The sequence below is a fragment of the Streptomyces sp. NPDC001219 genome (assembly GCF_053597915.1).
Window position 1 is genome coordinate 1 of sequence record NZ_JBSFJF010000014.1, and the last position, 18,085, is coordinate 18,085.

Consider the following 18,085-nt stretch of genomic DNA (forward strand, 5'->3'; position numbering starts at 1 on the left):
CCCGATACTGGGTGTATCGGGGTGAACCCGACAACGCGGCGAGCGTGCGTGCCAGGCGCCGCGGGGCAGGCGGGAGTTTGACGACAGGTCCTAGGATCGGCGGCGTGATCGAAATCCCCGGCGAACTCGTCGCCACGCAGACCAGGTTCAACGGTACGGCGGGTCGCGAGTTCATCGCGGCGCTGCCGAAGCGGGCCGAGGAGTTCCTCGACCGCTGGGGGCTGAAGCTGACCGGGCCCTCGATGTGCGGGATGGCGGCGCTCGTCCTGCCCGTCGAGCGGGCCGACGGGACACCGGCCGCACTGAAGATGCAGCTGCTCGACGAGGAGAGCGAAGGGGAGCCGGTCGCCCTGCGGGTCTGGGGCGGCGACGGCGTCGTCCGGCTGCTCGACCATGATGCGGACACCAACACGCTGCTGCTCGAACGCCTCGACGAGCAGCGCCACTTGTCGACGCTCGACGACTCCCGTGAGGCCGTGCGTATCCTCGCCGAGCTGCTGGCCAGGCTCAGCAGTGTGCCCGCGCCGGACGGGCTGCGGCGGCTGGGCGACATCGCGCAGCAGATGATCGACTCGGTGCCGGACGCGGTCCGGACGGTCGCGGACCCGGCCGAGCGTGCGGTCCTGAAGAGCTGTGCGGCGGCCGTACGCGAGGTCGTCGGCGAACCCGGTGACCGGCTGCTCCACTGGGATCTGCACCACGACAACATCCTCGCCGGGGAAAGGGAGCCCTGGCTCGCCATCGACCCCAAGCCGCTGGCCGGCGACCCGGGCTTCGACCTGATGCCCGCGCTCGCCAATGACTTCGACCCGTCCGAAGTGCGCTACCGCTTCGACCTGATGACGGAGGTGCTGGGCCTCGACCGGCAGCGGGCGGCCGCATGGACGCTGGGGCGGGCGCTGCAGAACCTGCTGTGGAACATCGAGGACGGGGAGGACGCGCTGGAGCAGGAGCAGCTCGCGATCGCCCGGCTGCTGCTGGAGCGGTGAGCGTGAGCCGGTCGGCGTCGCGGCCATCGGGATGCGCTTTCCGGGGGCCCTCCGTGCGCGGTGGCGGCGGTCGGCAAGGTCACGGGGCGGAGCGTCGGCGACCGGGTCATCCGGAGTGGAAGGCCTGATCACGTAGGCTCGACGGATGGCGAAGTATTTCGACGTACACCCCGAGAATCCTCAGCGGCGCACCATCAGCACGGTGGCCGACAGCATCCGCTCCGACGCACTCATTGCCTACCCGACGGACTCCTGCTTCGCGCTGGGATGCCGGCTGGGCAGCCGCAGCGGCCTCGAGCGGATTCGGTCGATCCGGAACCTCGACGACCGTCACCACTTCACCCTCGTGTGCCAGAACTTCTCCCAGCTGGGCCAGTTCGTGCACATCGACAACGACGTGTTCCGTGCGATCAAGGCGGCCACGCCCGGCAGTTACACCTTCATCCTTCCCGCGACGAAGGAGGTGCCGCGCCAGCTGCTGCACCCGAAGAAGAAGACGGTGGGCGTCCGTATCCCGGACCATGTCGTGCCGCAGGCCCTGCTCGGTGAGCTGGGTGAGCCGCTGCTCTCCAGCACTCTGCTCCTGCCCGACGAGGAGGAGCCGATGACGCAGGGCTGGGAGATCAAGGAGCGGCTCGACCACGTGGTGGACGCGGTGCTCGACTCGGGCGACTGCGGCACCGAGCCGACCACGGTCATCGACTTCTCCGGCGGCGGTGCCGAGATCGTGCGGCGAGGGGCGGGAGATCCCTCGCGGTTCGAGTAGCCGGACTCGCTCAGGGTGCCCTGTTCGTGACGGCCGGCTACGGGTGGAGGCGCCCTCCTGCCGGGCCGGGCGGACGGGTGGGCACCCGTGCGCCCGTGGCCGGCGTTCAGGGGCGGAGGACAGAGGTCAGGAGCGCGGCTGGCGCTGCTGCTCGGCTCGCTCCGCGTTCTTCTCCTTGATCCGCGCCGTTTCCTTGCGGACATCGGCCTGGGTGGCGCGCTCCTGCTGGAGCCACTCGGGGTTCTCCTCCTTCAGCGCGTCGATCTGCTCCGTGGTCAGCGCTTCGGTGACTCCGGCGCGGGCGAGACCGGAGATGGAGACGCCGAGCTTCGCCGCGACCACCGGCCGGGGGTGCGGGCCGTTGCGTCGCAGGTCCACGAGCCACTCGGGCGGATCGGCCTGCAGTGCGTTGAGCTCGGTGCGCGAGACGACACCCTCCCGGAACTCGGCGGGGGTGGCCTCGAGGTACACCCCCAGCTTCTTCGCCGCGGTCGCGGGCTTCATCGTCTGGGGGGTCTGGTGCGACTTCATGAGGTCAAGGGTATCGAGCATGTGCGCTACCTCCGACCACGACCGGTAACCTGGCGGCGTGACAAGCTCGGAATCCTCCCCGTCGTTCCGGCTCGCCTATGTCCCGGGAGTGACGCCCACGAAGTGGGTGCGGATCTGGAACGAGCGGCTGCCCGACATCCCCCTGACCCTGGTCGCGGTGCCCGCCGCCGAAGCCTGTGAGCTGCTGCGGGGCGGTGGCGCCGACGCCGGTTTCGTGCGGATGCCCGTCGACCGGGCGGATCTCGCCGCGATCCCCCTCTACACCGAGGCGACCGTGGTCGTGATCCCGAAGGATCACCTGGTGACGGCGGCCGACGAGGTGTCCATCGAGGAGCTGGCCGACGAGATCGTGCTGCATCCGCTCGACGAGACCCTCGACTGGGAGCAGCGGCCCGGACTGCCCGCGATCGACCGCCCCGCCACGACGGCGGACGCCATCGAGCTGGTGGCGGCCGGGGTGGGACTCCTCGTGGTCCCGCAGTCACTCGCCCGTCTGCACCACCGCAAGGACCTCACCTACCGGACGGTCACGGACGCCCCCAGGTCGCGCGTCGCGCTGTCCTGGCCGCAGGAAGAGACCACCGACATGGTGGAGGACTTCATCGGGATCGTCCGCGGGCGGACGGTGAACAGCTCACGGGGACGCACCCAGGCCGAGGCCCCGGCGCAGTCCAAGGCCAAGCGGCCCGAGGCGGGCGGCGCCCGGCGGAAGACCGCGGCGGGCAAGGCGACGGGCCGGACGGCAGGGAAGCCGGCCGGTAAGGGGGCACGGAGCGGCTCCGGCGGTTCCGGCGCTCCCAAGGGCGGTAGGCGAGGCAAGCCCCGGCGCCGGTCGTAGCCTCGCCGGTCGGCCGGGGCGGTGGTGACCTCCGCCTGCCCGGCGAAAGTCGGTGGCTCGGGCGTGGGCAGGTTGCGATCATGGCTGGGTCCGTCCGTGCCGGGTGAGAGAGCTGATGTGCGATGCCTGTTGTTCCTGCCGATCCGACCGTCGTGCATCCGATGCCCGAGCAGCCGCGGGTGGTGTTACTGAAGCCCCTGGTGACCTCACCGCTGATCGAGGTCGGGGAGTTCTCCTACTACGACGACCCGGACGATCCGACGGCCTTCGAGACCCGCAATGTGCTCTACCACTACGGGCCGGAGAAGCTGGTCATCGGGAAGTTCTGCGCGCTGGGCGAGGGCGTGCGGTTCCTGATGAACGGCGCCAACCACCGTATGGACGGCCCTTCCACGTTCCCGTTCCCCATCATGGGCGGCTCCTGGGCGGAGCACTTCGATCTGATCACCGGCCTTCCTGGCCGCGGGGACACCGTGGTCGGCAACGACGTCTGGTTCGGATACCGCTCCATGGTGATGCCGGGTGTCCGCATCGGCCACGGCGCGGTGATCGCGTCCGGGGCCGTGGTCGTCGATGACGTACCGGACTACGGGATCGTCGGCGGGAACCCGGCCCGGCTGATCCGCCGCCGCCACGACGACGCGGACATCGCCCGGCTGCTGGCGCTGGCCTGGTGGGACTGGCCCCTCGAGCACCTCACCGAGCACCTCCCGACGGTCATGTCCGGCAGTATCGACGCTCTTGAGGCCGTGGCCCCGGGGAAGGAGTAGCGTCACCGACGCGCGGGATCGTGCGCGGGGCGGTGCTCGGTAGCATCAACTACCCACGTACACACGGCACTTGTTCGGCCGGCGGGTCGTGGGTGGCTTCCCGGCCTCGGCGGCTCGGTTACGGGAGGAGCAGGGTGGACTGGGGGACGCTCGTCGCGACGCTGGGCGGGGGTGGCATCGCCATCTCCGGCACCGTGCTCGCCGACCAACTGCGGCATCGGCACGAGAACGACCGGGGCGCCGAGGCGCGGCGGCGGACGGTGTACATCGAGTTCATCAAGGCCGCCGGGGTGTGCCATGCGCGGTTGCGGCAGATCGCCCAGGACCCGGACGCGGAAGCCGATCTCGCGGCGGCCGCCCGTGCGGCCGTGAGCGAGGCCGCGATCCACGAGGTGCGTGAGCGGCTGTTCATCGATGCGACCACCACCGTCGCCAGTGCGGGACAGACGATGTTCGAGCATCTCCGCATCCTCCAGCGGGTGGTCGCGGCGGGCGCCTCCTCGGCCTCACCCGCCTTCCACGACGCCTACCACCCCTACCTGGCGGCGGTGTGGGCGTACCGGGTGGCGGTGCGTGGCGAACTGGAGGGGCTGGCCCTGTCGCCCGCGGCGTTCGGCTGGGACGGCTGGGACGGCAGGGACCGCTGCGCGATATGCGCGGAGGCGGGCGCGGGCGGAGGGTGACCGCCGGGCAGACGAGGCGCAGGCCCGGGCCCCGGGGTGCGGGCCGGACCTGCGGTGGTCAGGCGACGCGCCTCACGGGGTGGGCAGTCCGGGCCCGGTGCAGTGCACATCGGCGCGGGGCACGGTGCCGTCGGTCAGATAGGCCGCGGCCGTCCCGTCCACACAGTCGTTGCCCCGGCTGGCGAACACCCCGTGCGAGTAGTCGTCGTGGAGCGAGACGAGGCGGGAGCCGGGCAGTCGCCGCTGGAGTGCGCGCGCGCCCGCGATCGGGGTGACGGGGTCGTGCTCGGAAGCGATCAGCAGGACCGGTGGCGCGTCCGGGCTGCCGAGCGGCGTACCGTGCGCGGGCCGGTGGTGCCAGTACGCGCACACCGAGGCCTCCATCCCGGTGATCACCGGCTGCGGGTCGAGCCGCCGCATCCGCCGGATGTCGGCGAGGACGCGGGCGGGCGAGGGTGCCGGTCCGTCCGCGCACTTGACCGTGCGGTTGGCGGCCTCGAACGTACGTGACGCGGGGCCGTCGAAGGGCTCGGTGGGGCGGAGCGGGCCGGTGGTGCCGTCGCGCAGATAGGTGCGCAGGCCGTCGGCGAGGCCCGCCCAGCGTTCGGTGCGGCCCAGCGCCCGGTACACGGTGCGGTCGAACTCCGCGGCGCCGAAGCCGTCCACCGGGTGCCCGGCGAGGCCGTCCCTGACCCGCTGGTAGGCGGCGCGGACCGATGCTCCGTCGGCGCCGAGCCCGAAGCGCTCCGGGTGCCGGGCCGCCCAGTCGAAGAACACCTTCCGCTGACGCACCAGCGCCCGGCTCTGGAGCAGGTCGAAGTCGTACCAGTCTTCGGGGCCGACCACGCTGTCGAGCACCATCCGGCCCACCCGCTGCGGGAATTGGGCGGCATAGGCGGCCCCGAGGTAGCTGCCGTAGGAGACGCCGAGATAGCCGATCCGGCGCTCACCGAGCGCCTCGCGCAGGGCGTCCATGTCGCGTGCGGTCTCGGTCGTCGAGAGGTGCGGCAGGGCCTCCTTGACGTGCCGGGCGCAGTCGTCGGCGGTGCGCCGCAGCCCGTCGAGGTACGTGCGCTCGGCCGTCGGCCCGGCCAGCACCGGGTCCTGCCCCGGGCTGTCGAAGAGGCCGCCCATCGGGCCGCAGTCCGCGGGCGCGCTCGCACCGGTGCCGCGCGGGTCAAAGCCGATCACGTCGTACGAACGCCGCACCTGCTCCGGGAGTTTGGCGCGCTTGGTCACCGCGTACGGGAGGCCCGATCCGCCGGGCCCGCCCGGATTGACCAGCAGGACGCCACGCCGCTCGGCGGCCGTTCCGGAGGCGCGGACGCGGGACACCGCGATGTCGAGGTGCGTGCCGTGCGGGTGGCCGCGGTCCAGGGGGACGCGGAGCCGGCCGCACTCGACGCGGGCGGGCGCGGGCGGGTCCGGTACGGAGTCCGGGCAGGCGCCGAAGCGGAGCGCCGGGGGCGGGGGAGCGGCGGGCGCGGGGGAGGCCGGGAGCAGGGCGGCGGTGGCGGTCAGGGCGCAGAGCAGGCCGGTGCGGCGTACGGCAGGAATCACGGGTCTCGCATTCGGGAGTGCGGCGGAGGGGCCACAGGACTTTGTAGTGAAAATGATTATCGTTTACAGTGTGGCCCGGTCAAGCGGACGGCCCCCGCCCACGGGGCGCCGTGCCGTCAACTACCGCCGCAACAAAGCCCGGACAACGCTGCGAAGAAGGGACACCGTGGCTCATCTGCTGATGGTCGAGAGCTGGGTCGGAGCGATGAGCAGGCTGCTCCCGCGTGCGATCCGCGAGGGCGGACACGAGTTCACCTTTCTCACCCGAGACCTGCACCACTACCTGCGCTCCGCGCCCGAGGGCAGCGCCCACCCGCTGCTCGGCGCCCGCAATGTGCTCACCGCCGACACCAACGACCTCGAAACGCTGCTCCCGTACGTCGAGCGGCTGCACCCCGCGCTCGGCTTCGACGGCGTGATCACTTCCTGCGACTACTACCTCCCGGCCGTCGCACGGATCGCCGGCCGGCTCGGGCTGCCCGGCCCGGCGCCCGAAGCGGTCGAGAACGCCTGCCGCAAGGACATGACGCGCCAGGTGCTCGCCGCCGCCGGGCTCCCCGGGCCGCGCTTCGCGGTCTGCGCGGACCGGTCCGAAGCGGCCGCGGCGGCAGCGGAGATCGGGTATCCGCTGGTGCTCAAGCCCGTCGACCTGTGCGCCGGCATGTTCGTACGGCGCGTCGACGACGAAGCGGAGCTGGCCCGCGCCTACCGCGCGCTCGACGCCTTCCCCGTCAACGCCCGCGGCCAGCGCCGGGCGCCCGTGGTCCTCCTCGAAGAGCTGCTCCACGGCCCCGAGGTCAGCGTCGAGACCGTGACGTCCGACGGCCGCACCGAGGTGATCGGGGTGACCGACAAGAGCGTCGGCGGGGCACCGGCCTTCATCGAGACCGGCCACATGTTCCCCGCCGCGCTCCCGGCGGCCGACGCGACGGCGGCGGGGGAGACGGCCCGTCAGGCGATCGAGGCCCTCGGGCTCGACGGCGTCGTGGCCCACACGGAGATCAAGCTGACGCCCGACGGACCACGGCTGATCGAGGTCAACCCCCGCCCGGCGGGCAACCGCATCACCGAACTCATCCGCCATGTCACCGGCGTCGACATCGCCGCCGCCGCGGTGGACCTGGCGCTCGGCCAGCGGCCCGACCTGCGCATACGGGACACCGGGCTGCACAGCGCCGCGATCGGCTTCCTCGTCCCGCAGACCGCGGGCGTACTGGAGGAGATCGAGAGCGCGGACCGCGTACGGAACGCGCCGGGCGTGCTCGAACTCCGGCTCGCCGAGCCGGGCACCGCGGTCAAGGCGGCCGGCAGCAACAACGAGTACCTCGGCCACGTCATGGCCGGCGACGCCGAGGGGCCCGCCGCGCGCCGGAGCGTCGAGGCGCTGCTGTCCGAACTGCGCCCGCGGGTGGTGAACCGATGACCACCCCCACCACCGGCCTCCCGGCACCCGCCGCTTCCTACGACGACCTCGTGGCCCGCGTCCTCGACGGCGAGTTCGGGCCCGACCCACGCACCCAGCGGGTCGCCGTCGCCTTCAGCACCCGGCAGGCCGTACGCCACCAGGGCCGCAGCGGCGGCTACCGCAACGAGGTGCTCAGCCTGCGGCTGGCCGGCGCGGTCGGCTCCTGCGCGGTGGAGCCCGGTGCCCTGCCGGACGCCGCGATCGAGGACTGCGTCGGCGCGGACCTGGCCCGCCTCCTGGCACACGAACTGCGCCCGGTGCGGGTGGCCGCCCTCGACACCTATCTGATGCACGTCCTCCCGCACACACCCGCCCACGGCGCCCGGGCCTGGTCGCTGCCGGCCGGGTCCTCCCTGCGGAAGTCCCAGGCCAGGGCGCGGGCCGTCGCCGGACTCGTCGACGCCGCGCCGGGCGCCCGGGTGCTCGTGGTCGGCGTGGTCAACTCGCTGCTGGAGGCGCTGCGTGCGCGCGGACTGTCGTACGTGCCCTGCGACCTCAAGGGCGGCACGACGGAGTGGGGCGAACCGGTCCGCACCGACGCGCTCGCCGAACTGGCCCACTGCGACGCGGTGCTCGCCTCCGGAATGACGCTGGGCAACGGCAGCTTCGAACCGCTGCGGGAGCACGCCCTGCGCCACGGCAAGCCGCTGGTGATGTTCGCCCAGACGGGCAGCGCGGTGCTGCCGCGGTTCCTCGGGTCCGGAGTGAGCGCGGTGTGCGCGGAGCCGTACCCGTTCTTCTGGCTCGACGGCGGACCCGGCACCGTCCACCGCTACCAGGCACCGGGAGCCGCCCGGTGACCACCGCCGTCCGGCACCCCACCGGCAACCGCGCGCTCCTGGGCCTGCTCGGCCGCACCCCGCTCGCCCGGGTCACCGCCGACCTGCCCTGTCCGCACCCCGGCTTCTGGGCCAAGCTCGAAGGGCTCGGCGCGGGCGGCATGAAGGCACGGGCCGCCGTGTCCATGCTGCTCGGCGCCCGCGAACGCGGCCAACTCCGGCCCGGCGCCCCCGTCGTGGAGTCCACCTCCGGCACCCTCGGCATCGGTCTGGCCTTCGCGGGCCAGGCGCTCGGCCATCCCGTCGTGCTGGTCGGCGACACCGAGCTGGAGCCGTCCATGCGCCGGCTGCTGCGGACCCACGGGGTCCGGCTCGAACTCGTCGACCGGCCGGCGGCCGAGGGCGGCTGGCAGGCGGCCCGGCTCGCCCGGCTGCGGCAGCTGCTCGCCGAACTGCCCGGCGCCTACTGGCCCGACCAGTACAACAACCCCGACAACGTCGCCGGTTACGCCTCCCTCGCCGCCGAGATGGCCGCCGAACTCGACCACCTCGACGTCCTGGTGTGCAGCGTCGGCACCGGCGGGCACAGTGCCGGCGTCATCGGCCCGCTGCGCCGGCACTGGCCGCGCCTGCGGCTGATCGGCGTCGACGCCACCGGCTCGACGATCTTCGGCCAGCCCGCCCGGGCCCGGCTGATGCGGGGCCTCGGCAGCAGCATCCACCCGCGCAATGTCGCCTACGACGCCTTCGACGAGGTGCACTGGGTCGGCCCGGCCGAGTCCGCCGACGCCTGCCGCAGGCTCGCCACCGGCAACTTCGTCAGCGGCGGCTGGAGCACCGGCGCGGTCGCCCTGGTCTCCGCATGGGCCGCCCGGGTCCACCCCGGAGCCGTGGTCGCCACCGTCTTCCCCGACGGGCCGCAGCGCTACCTCAACAGCGTCTACGACGACGACTTCGCCACCGCCCACGGCCTGGACCTGACCACCGCCGCCACCCGCCCGGTCGAGATCCCGCACCCGGCGGCCGCCGAGGCGACCGGATGGACCCGCTGCGGGACGGTCACCGATCCGCTCACGCCCGCGGCCCCGGGGAGCGGACGCCCGCACGCCCCGCCGCCCACCGCCTCGCACCACCCCACCCGCCCCACCACCTGGGAAGAAGCCCCGTGAAGGTCAGCCAGCGCACCGTACGACTCGCCCTCACCGAGCCGCTGCGCATCTCCCGCTCCACGATGGCCGCCCGCGACGCCGTCTGGCTCGCCATCGAGCACCAAGACCTGCGGGGCTACGGAGAAGCCGTCACCAGCAGGTACTACGGCCTGGACACCGCCACCCTCGGCCGGCTGCTGCACGAGGCCGCGCGGGAACTCGCCCGCTGCGCCACCCCGGAGAGCGCCCTCGACGCCCTGCGCGCGGGCGAACTGCCCGCGCCCGGCACGCCGGCGGCGGTGACCGCGGCCGTGGAGTCCGCGCTGCTCGACCTCGTCGGGAAGCGCGCCGCCCTCCCCGTGCACCGGCTGCTCGGCGCCCCGCAGGCGCCGTCCGCCGCCACCGCCCGCACCATCGGCATCACCTCGTGCCGCGCGGCCGCCGAGGAGGCGGCCCGGCTGGCCCGGCTCGGCTTCACCGTCCTCAAGATCAAGGCCGGTGCCCCGGACCCCGAGGACGACCTCGACCGGGTCCTGGCGGTCCGCAACGCCGCCCCGCACGCCCGGCTGCTCCTCGACCCCAACGGCGCCTGGAGCCCCGCCCTGGCCGACACCCTGCTGCCCCGCTACGCCGGTCTCGGCGTCGAGGCGGTCGAGCAGCCGCTCGCCCCCGGCGACCCCGAGGCACTGGCCGCACTCGCCGCACGCTCACCGCTGCCGGTCATCGCCGACGAGGACGCGGCCGGCTTCGAGGACGCCCGGCGGCTGGCCGGGCGGGTGCACGGCATCAACGTCAAACTCGCCAAGTGCGGCGGGGTCACCGCGGCGCTGCGCATCGCCGACCTGCTCGCCGGCACCGGCACCGCGCTGATGCTGGGCTGCCTCACCGCCAGCTCACTCGGCCTCGCCCCGGCCGTCCACCTCGCCGACCGCGCCCGATGGACCGACCTGGACGGCCACCTGCTGCTCGCCCACGACCCCTGGACCGGCATCGGCGGCACCGACGGCACCGTACGGGCCGGCCGGGAACCGGGCCTCGGCGTACGGCCCGCCGACGGCACACCGCCACCGGACGAGGAGACGGCACGGCACGGGACAGCGGGCCAGGAGACGCCGGAGCCGGCCGGGCACGGGGAGGCGGCCCGATGAGAACCTGGCACGAGATGCGCCGCTTCCCCGTCGCCATCCGGCTGCTGCTGATCAACCAGCTCGGCGTCAACACCGGCTTCTACCTGCTCATTCCGTACCTCGCCGTGCACCTCGGGGAGGACCTGGGGATGTCCGCCGCGGTCGTCGGGGTCGTCCTCGGCGTCCGCAACCTGAGCCAGCAGGGCCTGTTCCTCATCGGCGGCTCGGCCGCCGACCGGCTCGGCGCGCGCGGGGTCATCATCGCCGGCTGCGCCCTGCGGACCGTCGGCTTCGGCCTCTTCGCGCTCGGCGACGGCCTGCCCGTCCTCCTCGCCGCGTCCGTGCTCAGCGGGCTGGCCGGGGCGCTGTTCAACCCCGCCGTACGCGCCTACCTCGCGCAGGAGGCGGGCGAGCGCAAGGCCGAGGCGTTCGCCCTGTTCAACGTCTTCGCGACCACCGGCGCCCTGATCGGACCGCTGCTCGGCAGTGCCCTGCTGCTGGTCGACTTCCGGGTCTCCGCGCTCACCGCTGCCGGGATCTTCGCCCTGCTCACCGTCGCCCAGGCCGTCGTGCTGCCCGCCTCCACGGTCGCACCGGCCGCCAACAGCGTCCTCGGCGACTGGCGCGAAGTCCTCGGCAACCGCGTCTTCCTGGCGTTCGCGCTGGCCATGGTCGGCATGTTCACCCTGCAGAACCAGCTGTATCTGCTGCTGCCCGACGGCGTCCGGCGGGCCACCGGCTGGGACGGCGCGGCCGGTCTGGTGTTCCTCATCGGCACCGTCGCCAACCTCACGCTCCAGATGCGGATCACCCGCGCCCTCACGAAGCGCGGGAGCCGGGCACAGTGGATCAGCGCCGGGCTCGGCCTGATGGGCCTCGCCTTCGTCCCGCCGATGGTGGTCGCGGGCCTGGGAGCACCGTCCGGCGGCCCGGGGGACGCCGCACTGCGCGCACTGCCCGTACTGGCCGGGGCGCTGCTGCTCTACCTCGGCGTCATGGTCGCCCAGCCGTTCGTGATGGAGCTGATCCCCGCCTTCGGACGCGCCGAACTCACCGGCACCTACTTCGGACTGTTCTACGTGGTCTCCGGGATCGCCGCGGCGGCCGGCAACACCGTCGTCGGCTGGGCCATGGACACCGGTGAGCACACCCGTACGCAGTGGCTGCCCTGGGCGTGCTGCCTGGCCTTCGGCATCGTCTCCGCGGCCGGCGTCGCCTGGCTGCACCGGCTGCGCGTCCTGCCGGGGCACCCCACCGCCGCGCCCACGGCCACCGCCGCACCCACGACAGCGCAGAAGGCCTGACACCCATGGAAACGCAGATGACCAGCGCAAACCTGCTCACCGACAACCCGGAGCTCTACGAGGCCCGCTTCCCCGACACCGCACGCCTCGCCGGTCGCTGGGCCGAGGACTGCCTGCGCCAACACCGCGCGGGACCCCGCGTCCTGGACCTCGGCTGCGGCACCGGACGCGACGCCGCCTACCTGCACGGGGCGGGCCGCGGCGTCGTCGGCGCCGACCTCTCCGCCGCGATGCTGGCCCACGCCCGCACCCGGCACCCCGGACCGGACTACGTACAGGCCGACCTGCGCGACTTCGACCTCCGCCAAGGCCCCTTCGACGCCGTCCTCTGCCTGGACAGTGCCCTGCTCTACTGCCACACCAACGCCGAACTCGACGGCTTCCTCGCCTCCTGCCGGCGAAGCCTCACCCCCGGCGGGCTGCTCGTGGCCGAGATGCGCAACGGCGCCTTCTTCCTCGGCCGTACGGAACTGCTCGACGCCCCCGCCGTCCACGACATCACCTGGCAGGGCACCGTCCACACCTCCACCACCACGCTGACCGTCGACCGCGCCGCCCAACTCCTGCGCCGCACCCGCGTCTGGACCAGCGACGACGGCTCCCCGCCACACGAGCAGCGCTCCGCATGGCGGCTGCTCTTCCCCCAGGAACTGCGCCACCTTCTTGCCACGCACGGCTTCGAGGTCCTCGCACTGCACGACGGGCCCGGGCCGCGCACCGACCCGCCCTGGCACGAGGGCGCCACGCCCGGACAGTCCGCCGACGGGGACCGGCTCCACCTCGTCGCCCGCCTCACCCGGCACGGCTGAACGCCGCCCGGCCTCTCCTCCTCCCTCCGCGCACACCAAGGAACCCGCCATGTACGAAGGCCCCGCCCACGACCTCCGCTTCCCCGGCCTGCGCCGCCGCGGCTTCCTCGCCGCGGCCGGCGCGGCGGCCGGCCTCGGCGCGCTCTCCCTCACCGGCTGCACGGGCCAGACCCCGGACGCCGCCGACGGCGGTGGCAAGCCCCGCCGCGGCGGCAGACTGCGGGCCGCCTTCGCCGGCGGCGGCGCGAGCGAGACCCTCGACCCGCACCTCGCCAACCTCTTCGCCGACGCCGCCCGCGCCAAGGCCCTCTTCGACAAGCTCGCCGACTTCGGCGCCGACCTCGCCGCCGAGCCGCGGCTGGCCGCGTCCTGGGAGCCGAACGCCGCCCTGGACCGCTGGACGGTGAAGCTGCGCAAGGCGACCTTCCACAACGGGAAGCCGGTCACCGCCCGCGATGTCCTCTACAGCTTCCGCCGCATCGCCGACCCCGGGAAGACGTTCCGCGCCAAGGCCTCACTGGAGCCCCTCGACCTCAAGGCGAGCCGGGCCGTCGACGACCGCACCATCACGTTCGCCCTGAAGCGCCCCACCGCCGAATTCCCCAACATCCTGGCCGCGTTCGGCGCCTACATCGTCCCCGACGGCGCGACGGACTTCGACACCGAGCCGGTCGGCAGCGGCCCGTTCCGCTTCGTCTCCTTCACCCCCGGACGCTCCGCCGTCTTCCGGCGCAACGACGACTACTGGGACGGCGCGCCCCACCTGGAGCAGCTGGAACTCCTGGTCGCCAACGAGGAGTCCGCACGCCTCAACTCCCTGCTGGGCGGCCAGGTCGAGTACGCCCACGAGCTGAGCCCGACGACCGCCCGCGCACACCAGGGCAAGGGACAGATCGAGATCATCCGGCTGCGCAACAGCGCCATGCAGGCGTTCGCGATGAAGACCGACCGGCCGCCCTTCGACGACAAGCGGGTGCGCGAGGCGTTCTTCCTCCTCACCGACCGCAAGGAACTGGTCGACGGCGCGCTCTCCGGCGCCGGCGAGGTCGGCAACGACCTCTTCGGCAAGGGGTACGAGTACTACGCGGACGGCCTGCCGCAGCGCGAACAGGACCTGGACCGGGCCCGCCACCTGCTGAAGAAGGCCGGCGCCGACGGACTGCGGGTCACCCTGGACACCTCGGCCGTCGCCGCCGGATTCACCGAGTCCGCCGCCATCTTCCGGGACCAGGCCGCCAAGGCCGGCGTGCGGGTGAAGGTGGCGATGGGCAGCAAGGACAGCTACTGGCAGGACACCCTCGACTCCGGAACGCTGTGCTGCTACCGCTCCGGCGCGATGCCCATCGAGTCGCACTTCTCCCAGCGCCTGCTGTCCGGCTCCACCACCAACGCCACCAAGTGGCAGCACAAGGACTTCGACGCGCTCTACCAGCAGGCCCAGTCCACCAAGGACAAGAAGGACCGGGCCGCCGTGTACGCGCGCATGCAGCGCCGGCTGCACGCCGAGGGCGGCTTCCTGGTCTGGGGCTTCGCCGACTGGATTCTGGGCACCGCCCGCACGGTCCGCGGCGTGGCGCACCGGGCCCCCGCCAACACGCTCGACTGGGCCCGCTTCGACAAGGTGTGGCTCGCGTGAACGCGCTGCGGTCATGGGCGGCCCGGCGGCTGCTGCTCGGCGCCGCACAGACCCTCGCCGTCGTGCTGCTCGTCTTCGCCCTCACCGAGGCGCTGCCCGGCGACGCCGCGGTGGCGCTCGCCGGCGACCAGCCCGATCCCGCGCGGATCGCGGCCATTCGCGAGACCCTGCACCTGGACCGGCCCGCCCACGAACGCCTCGCGGCATGGGCGGCCGGGCTGCTGCACGGCGACCTCGGCACCTCGCTCACCTCCGGCCGCCCGGTCAGCTCCTACCTCGCCGACGGCTTCGGCCCGACCCTGCTGCTCGCCGCGCTCACCCTGCTCCTGCTGGTGCCGCTGGCCGGCGGCCTCGGTGTGCTGGCCGCCCGCCACGAAGGACGGCTCGCCGACCGCCTCATCAGCTCGGTGACCCTGGGGGTGTACGCGGTACCGGAGTTCGCCTTCGGGGTGCTGCTGGTGACGGTCTTCGCCCTGCGCCTGGGCTGGCTGCCGCCGACCGCCGTCGGCTACGGCGACGACCTGCTCGCCCACCCCGCGGCGCTGGTGCTGCCCGTACTGGTGCTGCTGTCCCGGCCGGTGTGCTCGCTGGCGCGGCTGGTCCGCGCGGGGATGATCGACGCGCTGGCCTCGCCGTACGTCGCGCAGGCCCGCCGCTACGGCATCCCCGGCGCGCGCCTCCGCTATGCGCACGCCCTCCCCAACGCCCTCGCGCCCGCCGCCCAGCAGCTCGCCCGCACGGTCGACTGGCTGCTGTGCGGTGTCATCGTCGTGGAGGCCCTCTTCGTGATCCCCGGACTCGGCACGGTCCTGATGAACGCCGTGGCCGAACGCGACGTCCCCGTCATCCAGGGCCTGGCGGTCGTCTTCGGCTGCACCGCCGTCCTCCTCAACCTCGCCGCGGACCTGGCCACACACCGGCTGGTGCCCCGAACGGCGGTGGCGGCATGAGCCCCCGTACGGCGCCCGGACCGGGCCGCTTCCCCCTCGCCCTGCTGATCATCACCGTCCCGCTGCTCCTCGCCCTGCTGGGGCCGCTGTTCGCCGGGGAGCCCGGCCCACGGGCCGCCTCCTTCACCCTCGGAGGCGGGCACTGGGCCGGCACCGACTTCGTCGGCCGGGACGTCTGGCGGCAGGTGCTGCTCGGCGGCCGCCCGGTGGTCCTGACCGCCCTCGCGGCGACGGCGCTGGCCTACGCGGCGGCGATCCCGCTCGGCCTCATCGGCGCACTGACCCACCGCGGATGGCTGGAGGAACTGGTGATGCGGCCGCTGGACGTGCTGCTCGCCGTGCCGTCGCTGCTGTTCATCCTGCTGGTGGCGGCCGTCCTGACGCCCGGCGCCGGCGGCCTCGCTCTGCTGGTCGCACTGGTCAACATCCCGGACGCGGTCCGCGCGGTCCGGGCCGCCACCGCCGAAGCGGCCGCCCGTCCCGCGGTCGAGGCCCTGCGGATGCAGGGGGAGACCTGGTGGCGGACCGCCGTCGGCTACGTGGGCCGCTCGGCGCTGCGCACCCTCGCCGCCGACGCCGGGGTCCGGCTGACGGGTGTGCTGTACCTGGTCGCCACGGCCGCCTTCCTCGGCGTCGGCGCCGAACCGGACGCCGCCGACTGGGCGGTGATGGTCGACCGCAACCGCACCGGCATGTTCGTCCAGCCCTGGGCCGTCCTGCTGCCCGCCGTACTGATCATGGCGTTGACCATGGGCACCAACCTGCTCTTCGACGCCGCCCTCACCCGGCGCGACCGCACACCGAAAAGGAACCATCGCGACGTCCGGCCCGCCCCGGACCCTGCCTCACCGACCGGCCGCACCCCCGTCCCACCCGCCACCGACCGCACGCCCCCCACCCCCGGACGAGACGAGAAGAGCAACCCGTGCATCTGACCGAGGCCGCCGAAATCCGGGACCTCCGCGTCGACATCGACGGCCGGGCCCTCGTCGACGGAGTGAGCCTGCGGGTGCCACCCGGCCGGATCACCGCCCTGATCGGCGCCTCCGGCAGCGGCAAGACCACCACCGGACTCGCCCTGCTGAACGAGTATCCGCCCGGCGCCACGGTCACCGGCGAGGTCCGCGTCCCCGACACCCTCGTCGGCTACGTACCCCAGCACCCCGCCACCGTCCTCAACCCCGCCCGGCCGGTCGCCGCCCTCCTCCAGGACATCGCCCGCACCCAGGTACGCCATCTGCCCCGCCGCGCCCGCCGCCCCGCGATCCGGCACCGCATCCTGCGCGCCCTCGCCCAGGCCCAGATCCCCGACGGCGAGACCCTGCTGCACCGCTACCCGCACCAGCTCTCCGGCGGCCAGCAGCAACGCGTCGTCCTCGCCCAGGCCCTGCTGACCGGCGCCCGCACCGTCGTCGCGGACGAACCCACCACCGGTCAGGACGCCCTGACGAAGCAGCAGATCGCCGGTCACCTGGCCGCCGTGGCACAGGAGGGCATCGCCGTACTGCTCCTGAGCCACGACCTGGAGGTCGTCCGGGCCCTGGCCCACGAGGTCCATGTCATGCGCGCCGGCCGCCTCGTGGAATCCGGCCCCCCGGACCAGCTCTGGACCCGCCCCCAGCACTCCTGGACCCGGGCCCTGCTCACGCCGGCTGCCGCCGCTCCTGCCGATCCGTCGGACGCCCGGGCCCGGCTTGCCGCGAGCACGGAATCCGTGACGGAGGGGGACGGGGACGGGGCTGCTGGGAGGGGAGTGACGGACGAAGCGGACGCCGCGGGCCGGGCCGCTAGGACCGCCGAGGCCGAGGAGCCCGAGGAGTCCGACGAGCCCGAGGAGACCGCCCCCGGACCGGCCGCCGTCTCCGGAGCGGCCCACATCCCCGGCCCTGCTCCCGCTCCCGTCCCCACCCCCACCACCCCCCTTCTCCAGATCCGCACCCTCACCGCCCGCCACGGCAGGTCCACCGTCCTGCACATCCCCGAACTCTCGCTCCCGCCCGGCTGTTCGGCCGTCGTGGGCCGCTCCGGCAGCGGCAAGACCACCCTCGCCCGCTGTCTCGCCGGTCTCCACCGGAGTCACGACGGCGAGATCCTGCTGGACGGGGTCGCCCTGCCACGCAGCCTCCGCGACCGCACCCGTGCGCAACTGGCCGCGGTCCAGTACGTCTTCCAGGACGCCCGCGCCGCCTTCGACGAACACCGCCCGGTCCTCGACCAGGTGATGCGCAGCGCCGTCCGGCTACGCGCCGTCCCGCCGCCCAAGGCCCTGGCCGAGGCCGAGCACACCCTCAGCACCCTCGGACTGCCCGCCGACCTCGTACGCCGCCGGCCCACGGAACTCTCCGGCGGTGAACTCCAGCGCGCCGCCCTGGCCCGCGCCCTGCTGGCCCGCCCCCGGGTCCTGATCTGCGACGAGATCACCTCCGGCCAGGACGCCGTCACCCGCCGCGCCCTCCGCACACTCCTCGCCGGCCTCGTACGGACCCACCCCGACCTGTCCCTGGTCCTCATCACCCATGACCACGACACCGCGACCCTTGCCACCCGCATCGCCGTCCTCGACAACGGCCACCTCATGGAACAAGGCCCCACCGGCCACCTGCTCTCCGCCCCTCAACACTCCCTCACCGCCGCCCTGTTGCAGCAGACGCCACACGTCGGGGCCGCCTCCCTCCCCTGACTGCCCACGGGCTGTCGGACACCAACCCC

The 18,085-nt window shown here is 73.6% G+C and carries 17 protein-coding genes; 15 read left to right on the plus strand and 2 right to left on the minus strand.

Annotated elements, in window-relative coordinates; all coding sequences use genetic code 11:
- The first annotated feature begins 95 nt into the window (after positions 1-95).
- Positions 96-989: an aminoglycoside phosphotransferase family protein gene (locus tag ACWC9R_RS11455; protein WP_450730857.1), complete on the plus strand. Its 894-nt coding sequence runs from the start codon at positions 96-98 to the stop codon at positions 987-989.
- A gap of 145 nt (positions 990-1,134) precedes the next feature.
- On the plus strand, positions 1,135-1,755 hold the full coding sequence (locus tag ACWC9R_RS11460) for an L-threonylcarbamoyladenylate synthase (RefSeq protein ID WP_450730652.1): 621 nt from the start codon (positions 1,135-1,137) through the stop codon (positions 1,753-1,755).
- Positions 1,756-1,881: 126 nt separating this feature from the next.
- Here ACWC9R_RS11460 and ACWC9R_RS11465 read toward each other — a convergent pair whose 3' ends face one another.
- Entirely contained in the window at positions 1,882-2,286 is a 405-nt protein-coding gene (locus ACWC9R_RS11465) for a DUF5997 family protein (protein ID WP_450730654.1), read from the minus strand.
- 58 nt (positions 2,287-2,344) lie between these two features.
- Between ACWC9R_RS11465 and ACWC9R_RS11470 the strand changes: the two genes are divergently transcribed.
- The 3 genes from ACWC9R_RS11470 (at position 2,345) to ACWC9R_RS11480 (ending at position 4,598) form a co-directional block, all read left to right on the plus strand.
- On the plus strand, positions 2,345-3,145 hold the full coding sequence (locus tag ACWC9R_RS11470; protein WP_450730655.1) for a LysR family substrate-binding domain-containing protein: 801 nt from the start codon (positions 2,345-2,347) through the stop codon (positions 3,143-3,145).
- 122 nt (positions 3,146-3,267) lie between these two features.
- Positions 3,268-3,915, plus strand: coding sequence for a CatB-related O-acetyltransferase (locus ACWC9R_RS11475; RefSeq protein WP_450730657.1), 648 nt, complete (start codon positions 3,268-3,270; stop codon positions 3,913-3,915).
- A gap of 134 nt (positions 3,916-4,049) precedes the next feature.
- Positions 4,050-4,598 (plus strand): CchlQ, encoded by a 549-nt coding sequence (locus ACWC9R_RS11480; protein WP_450730659.1) that lies wholly within the window; start codon positions 4,050-4,052, stop codon positions 4,596-4,598.
- A gap of 72 nt (positions 4,599-4,670) precedes the next feature.
- On the opposite strand, the gene ACWC9R_RS11485 is transcribed toward ACWC9R_RS11480, so the two are convergent.
- Positions 4,671-6,158, minus strand: coding sequence for an alpha/beta hydrolase (locus ACWC9R_RS11485; protein ID WP_450730661.1), 1,488 nt, complete (start codon positions 6,156-6,158; stop codon positions 4,671-4,673).
- 166 nt (positions 6,159-6,324) lie between these two features.
- Here ACWC9R_RS11485 and ACWC9R_RS11490 point away from each other — a divergent pair, with 166 nt between their 5' ends.
- Genes ACWC9R_RS11490 through ACWC9R_RS11535 form a run of 10 tightly spaced genes read left to right on the plus strand, consistent with a single transcriptional unit; the run spans position 6,325 to position 18,056 of the window.
- On the plus strand, positions 6,325-7,581 hold the full coding sequence (locus tag ACWC9R_RS11490; protein WP_450730662.1) for an ATP-grasp domain-containing protein: 1,257 nt from the start codon (positions 6,325-6,327) through the stop codon (positions 7,579-7,581).
- Positions 7,578-8,423, plus strand: a complete 846-nt coding sequence (locus tag ACWC9R_RS11495; protein ID WP_450730664.1) for a Rossmann-like domain-containing protein — start codon at positions 7,578-7,580, stop codon at positions 8,421-8,423. Before ACWC9R_RS11490 ends, ACWC9R_RS11495 begins: the two co-directional genes overlap by 4 nt.
- Positions 8,420-9,571: a PLP-dependent cysteine synthase family protein gene (locus ACWC9R_RS11500; RefSeq protein ID WP_450730666.1), complete on the plus strand. Its 1,152-nt coding sequence runs from the start codon at positions 8,420-8,422 to the stop codon at positions 9,569-9,571. The genes ACWC9R_RS11495 and ACWC9R_RS11500 overlap by 4 nt, the downstream gene beginning before the upstream one ends.
- Positions 9,568-10,698, plus strand: coding sequence for a dipeptide epimerase (locus ACWC9R_RS11505; RefSeq protein WP_450730667.1), 1,131 nt, complete (start codon positions 9,568-9,570; stop codon positions 10,696-10,698). The genes ACWC9R_RS11500 and ACWC9R_RS11505 overlap by 4 nt, the downstream gene beginning before the upstream one ends.
- Positions 10,695-11,981 (plus strand): MFS transporter, encoded by a 1,287-nt coding sequence (locus ACWC9R_RS11510; protein ID WP_450730669.1) that lies wholly within the window; start codon positions 10,695-10,697, stop codon positions 11,979-11,981. The genes ACWC9R_RS11505 and ACWC9R_RS11510 overlap by 4 nt, the downstream gene beginning before the upstream one ends.
- 17 nt (positions 11,982-11,998) lie before the next feature.
- Positions 11,999-12,790 (plus strand): class I SAM-dependent DNA methyltransferase, encoded by a 792-nt coding sequence (locus ACWC9R_RS11515; RefSeq protein WP_450730671.1) that lies wholly within the window; start codon positions 11,999-12,001, stop codon positions 12,788-12,790.
- Between the two features lie 49 nt (positions 12,791-12,839).
- The gene (locus ACWC9R_RS11520) at positions 12,840-14,426 is read left to right on the plus strand and encodes an ABC transporter substrate-binding protein (protein WP_450730673.1); all 1,587 of its coding nucleotides are present in this window, start codon (positions 12,840-12,842) and stop codon (positions 14,424-14,426) included.
- The gene (locus ACWC9R_RS11525; RefSeq protein WP_450730675.1) at positions 14,423-15,376 is read left to right on the plus strand and encodes an ABC transporter permease; all 954 of its coding nucleotides are present in this window, start codon (positions 14,423-14,425) and stop codon (positions 15,374-15,376) included. Before ACWC9R_RS11520 ends, ACWC9R_RS11525 begins: the two co-directional genes overlap by 4 nt.
- Entirely contained in the window at positions 15,373-16,311 is a 939-nt protein-coding gene (locus tag ACWC9R_RS11530) for an ABC transporter permease (protein ID WP_450730677.1), read from the plus strand. Before ACWC9R_RS11525 ends, ACWC9R_RS11530 begins: the two co-directional genes overlap by 4 nt.
- Entirely contained in the window at positions 16,302-18,056 is a 1,755-nt protein-coding gene (locus tag ACWC9R_RS11535) for an ABC transporter ATP-binding protein (RefSeq protein ID WP_450730679.1), read from the plus strand. The genes ACWC9R_RS11530 and ACWC9R_RS11535 overlap by 10 nt, the downstream gene beginning before the upstream one ends.
- Positions 18,057-18,085: the final 29 nt, after the last annotated feature.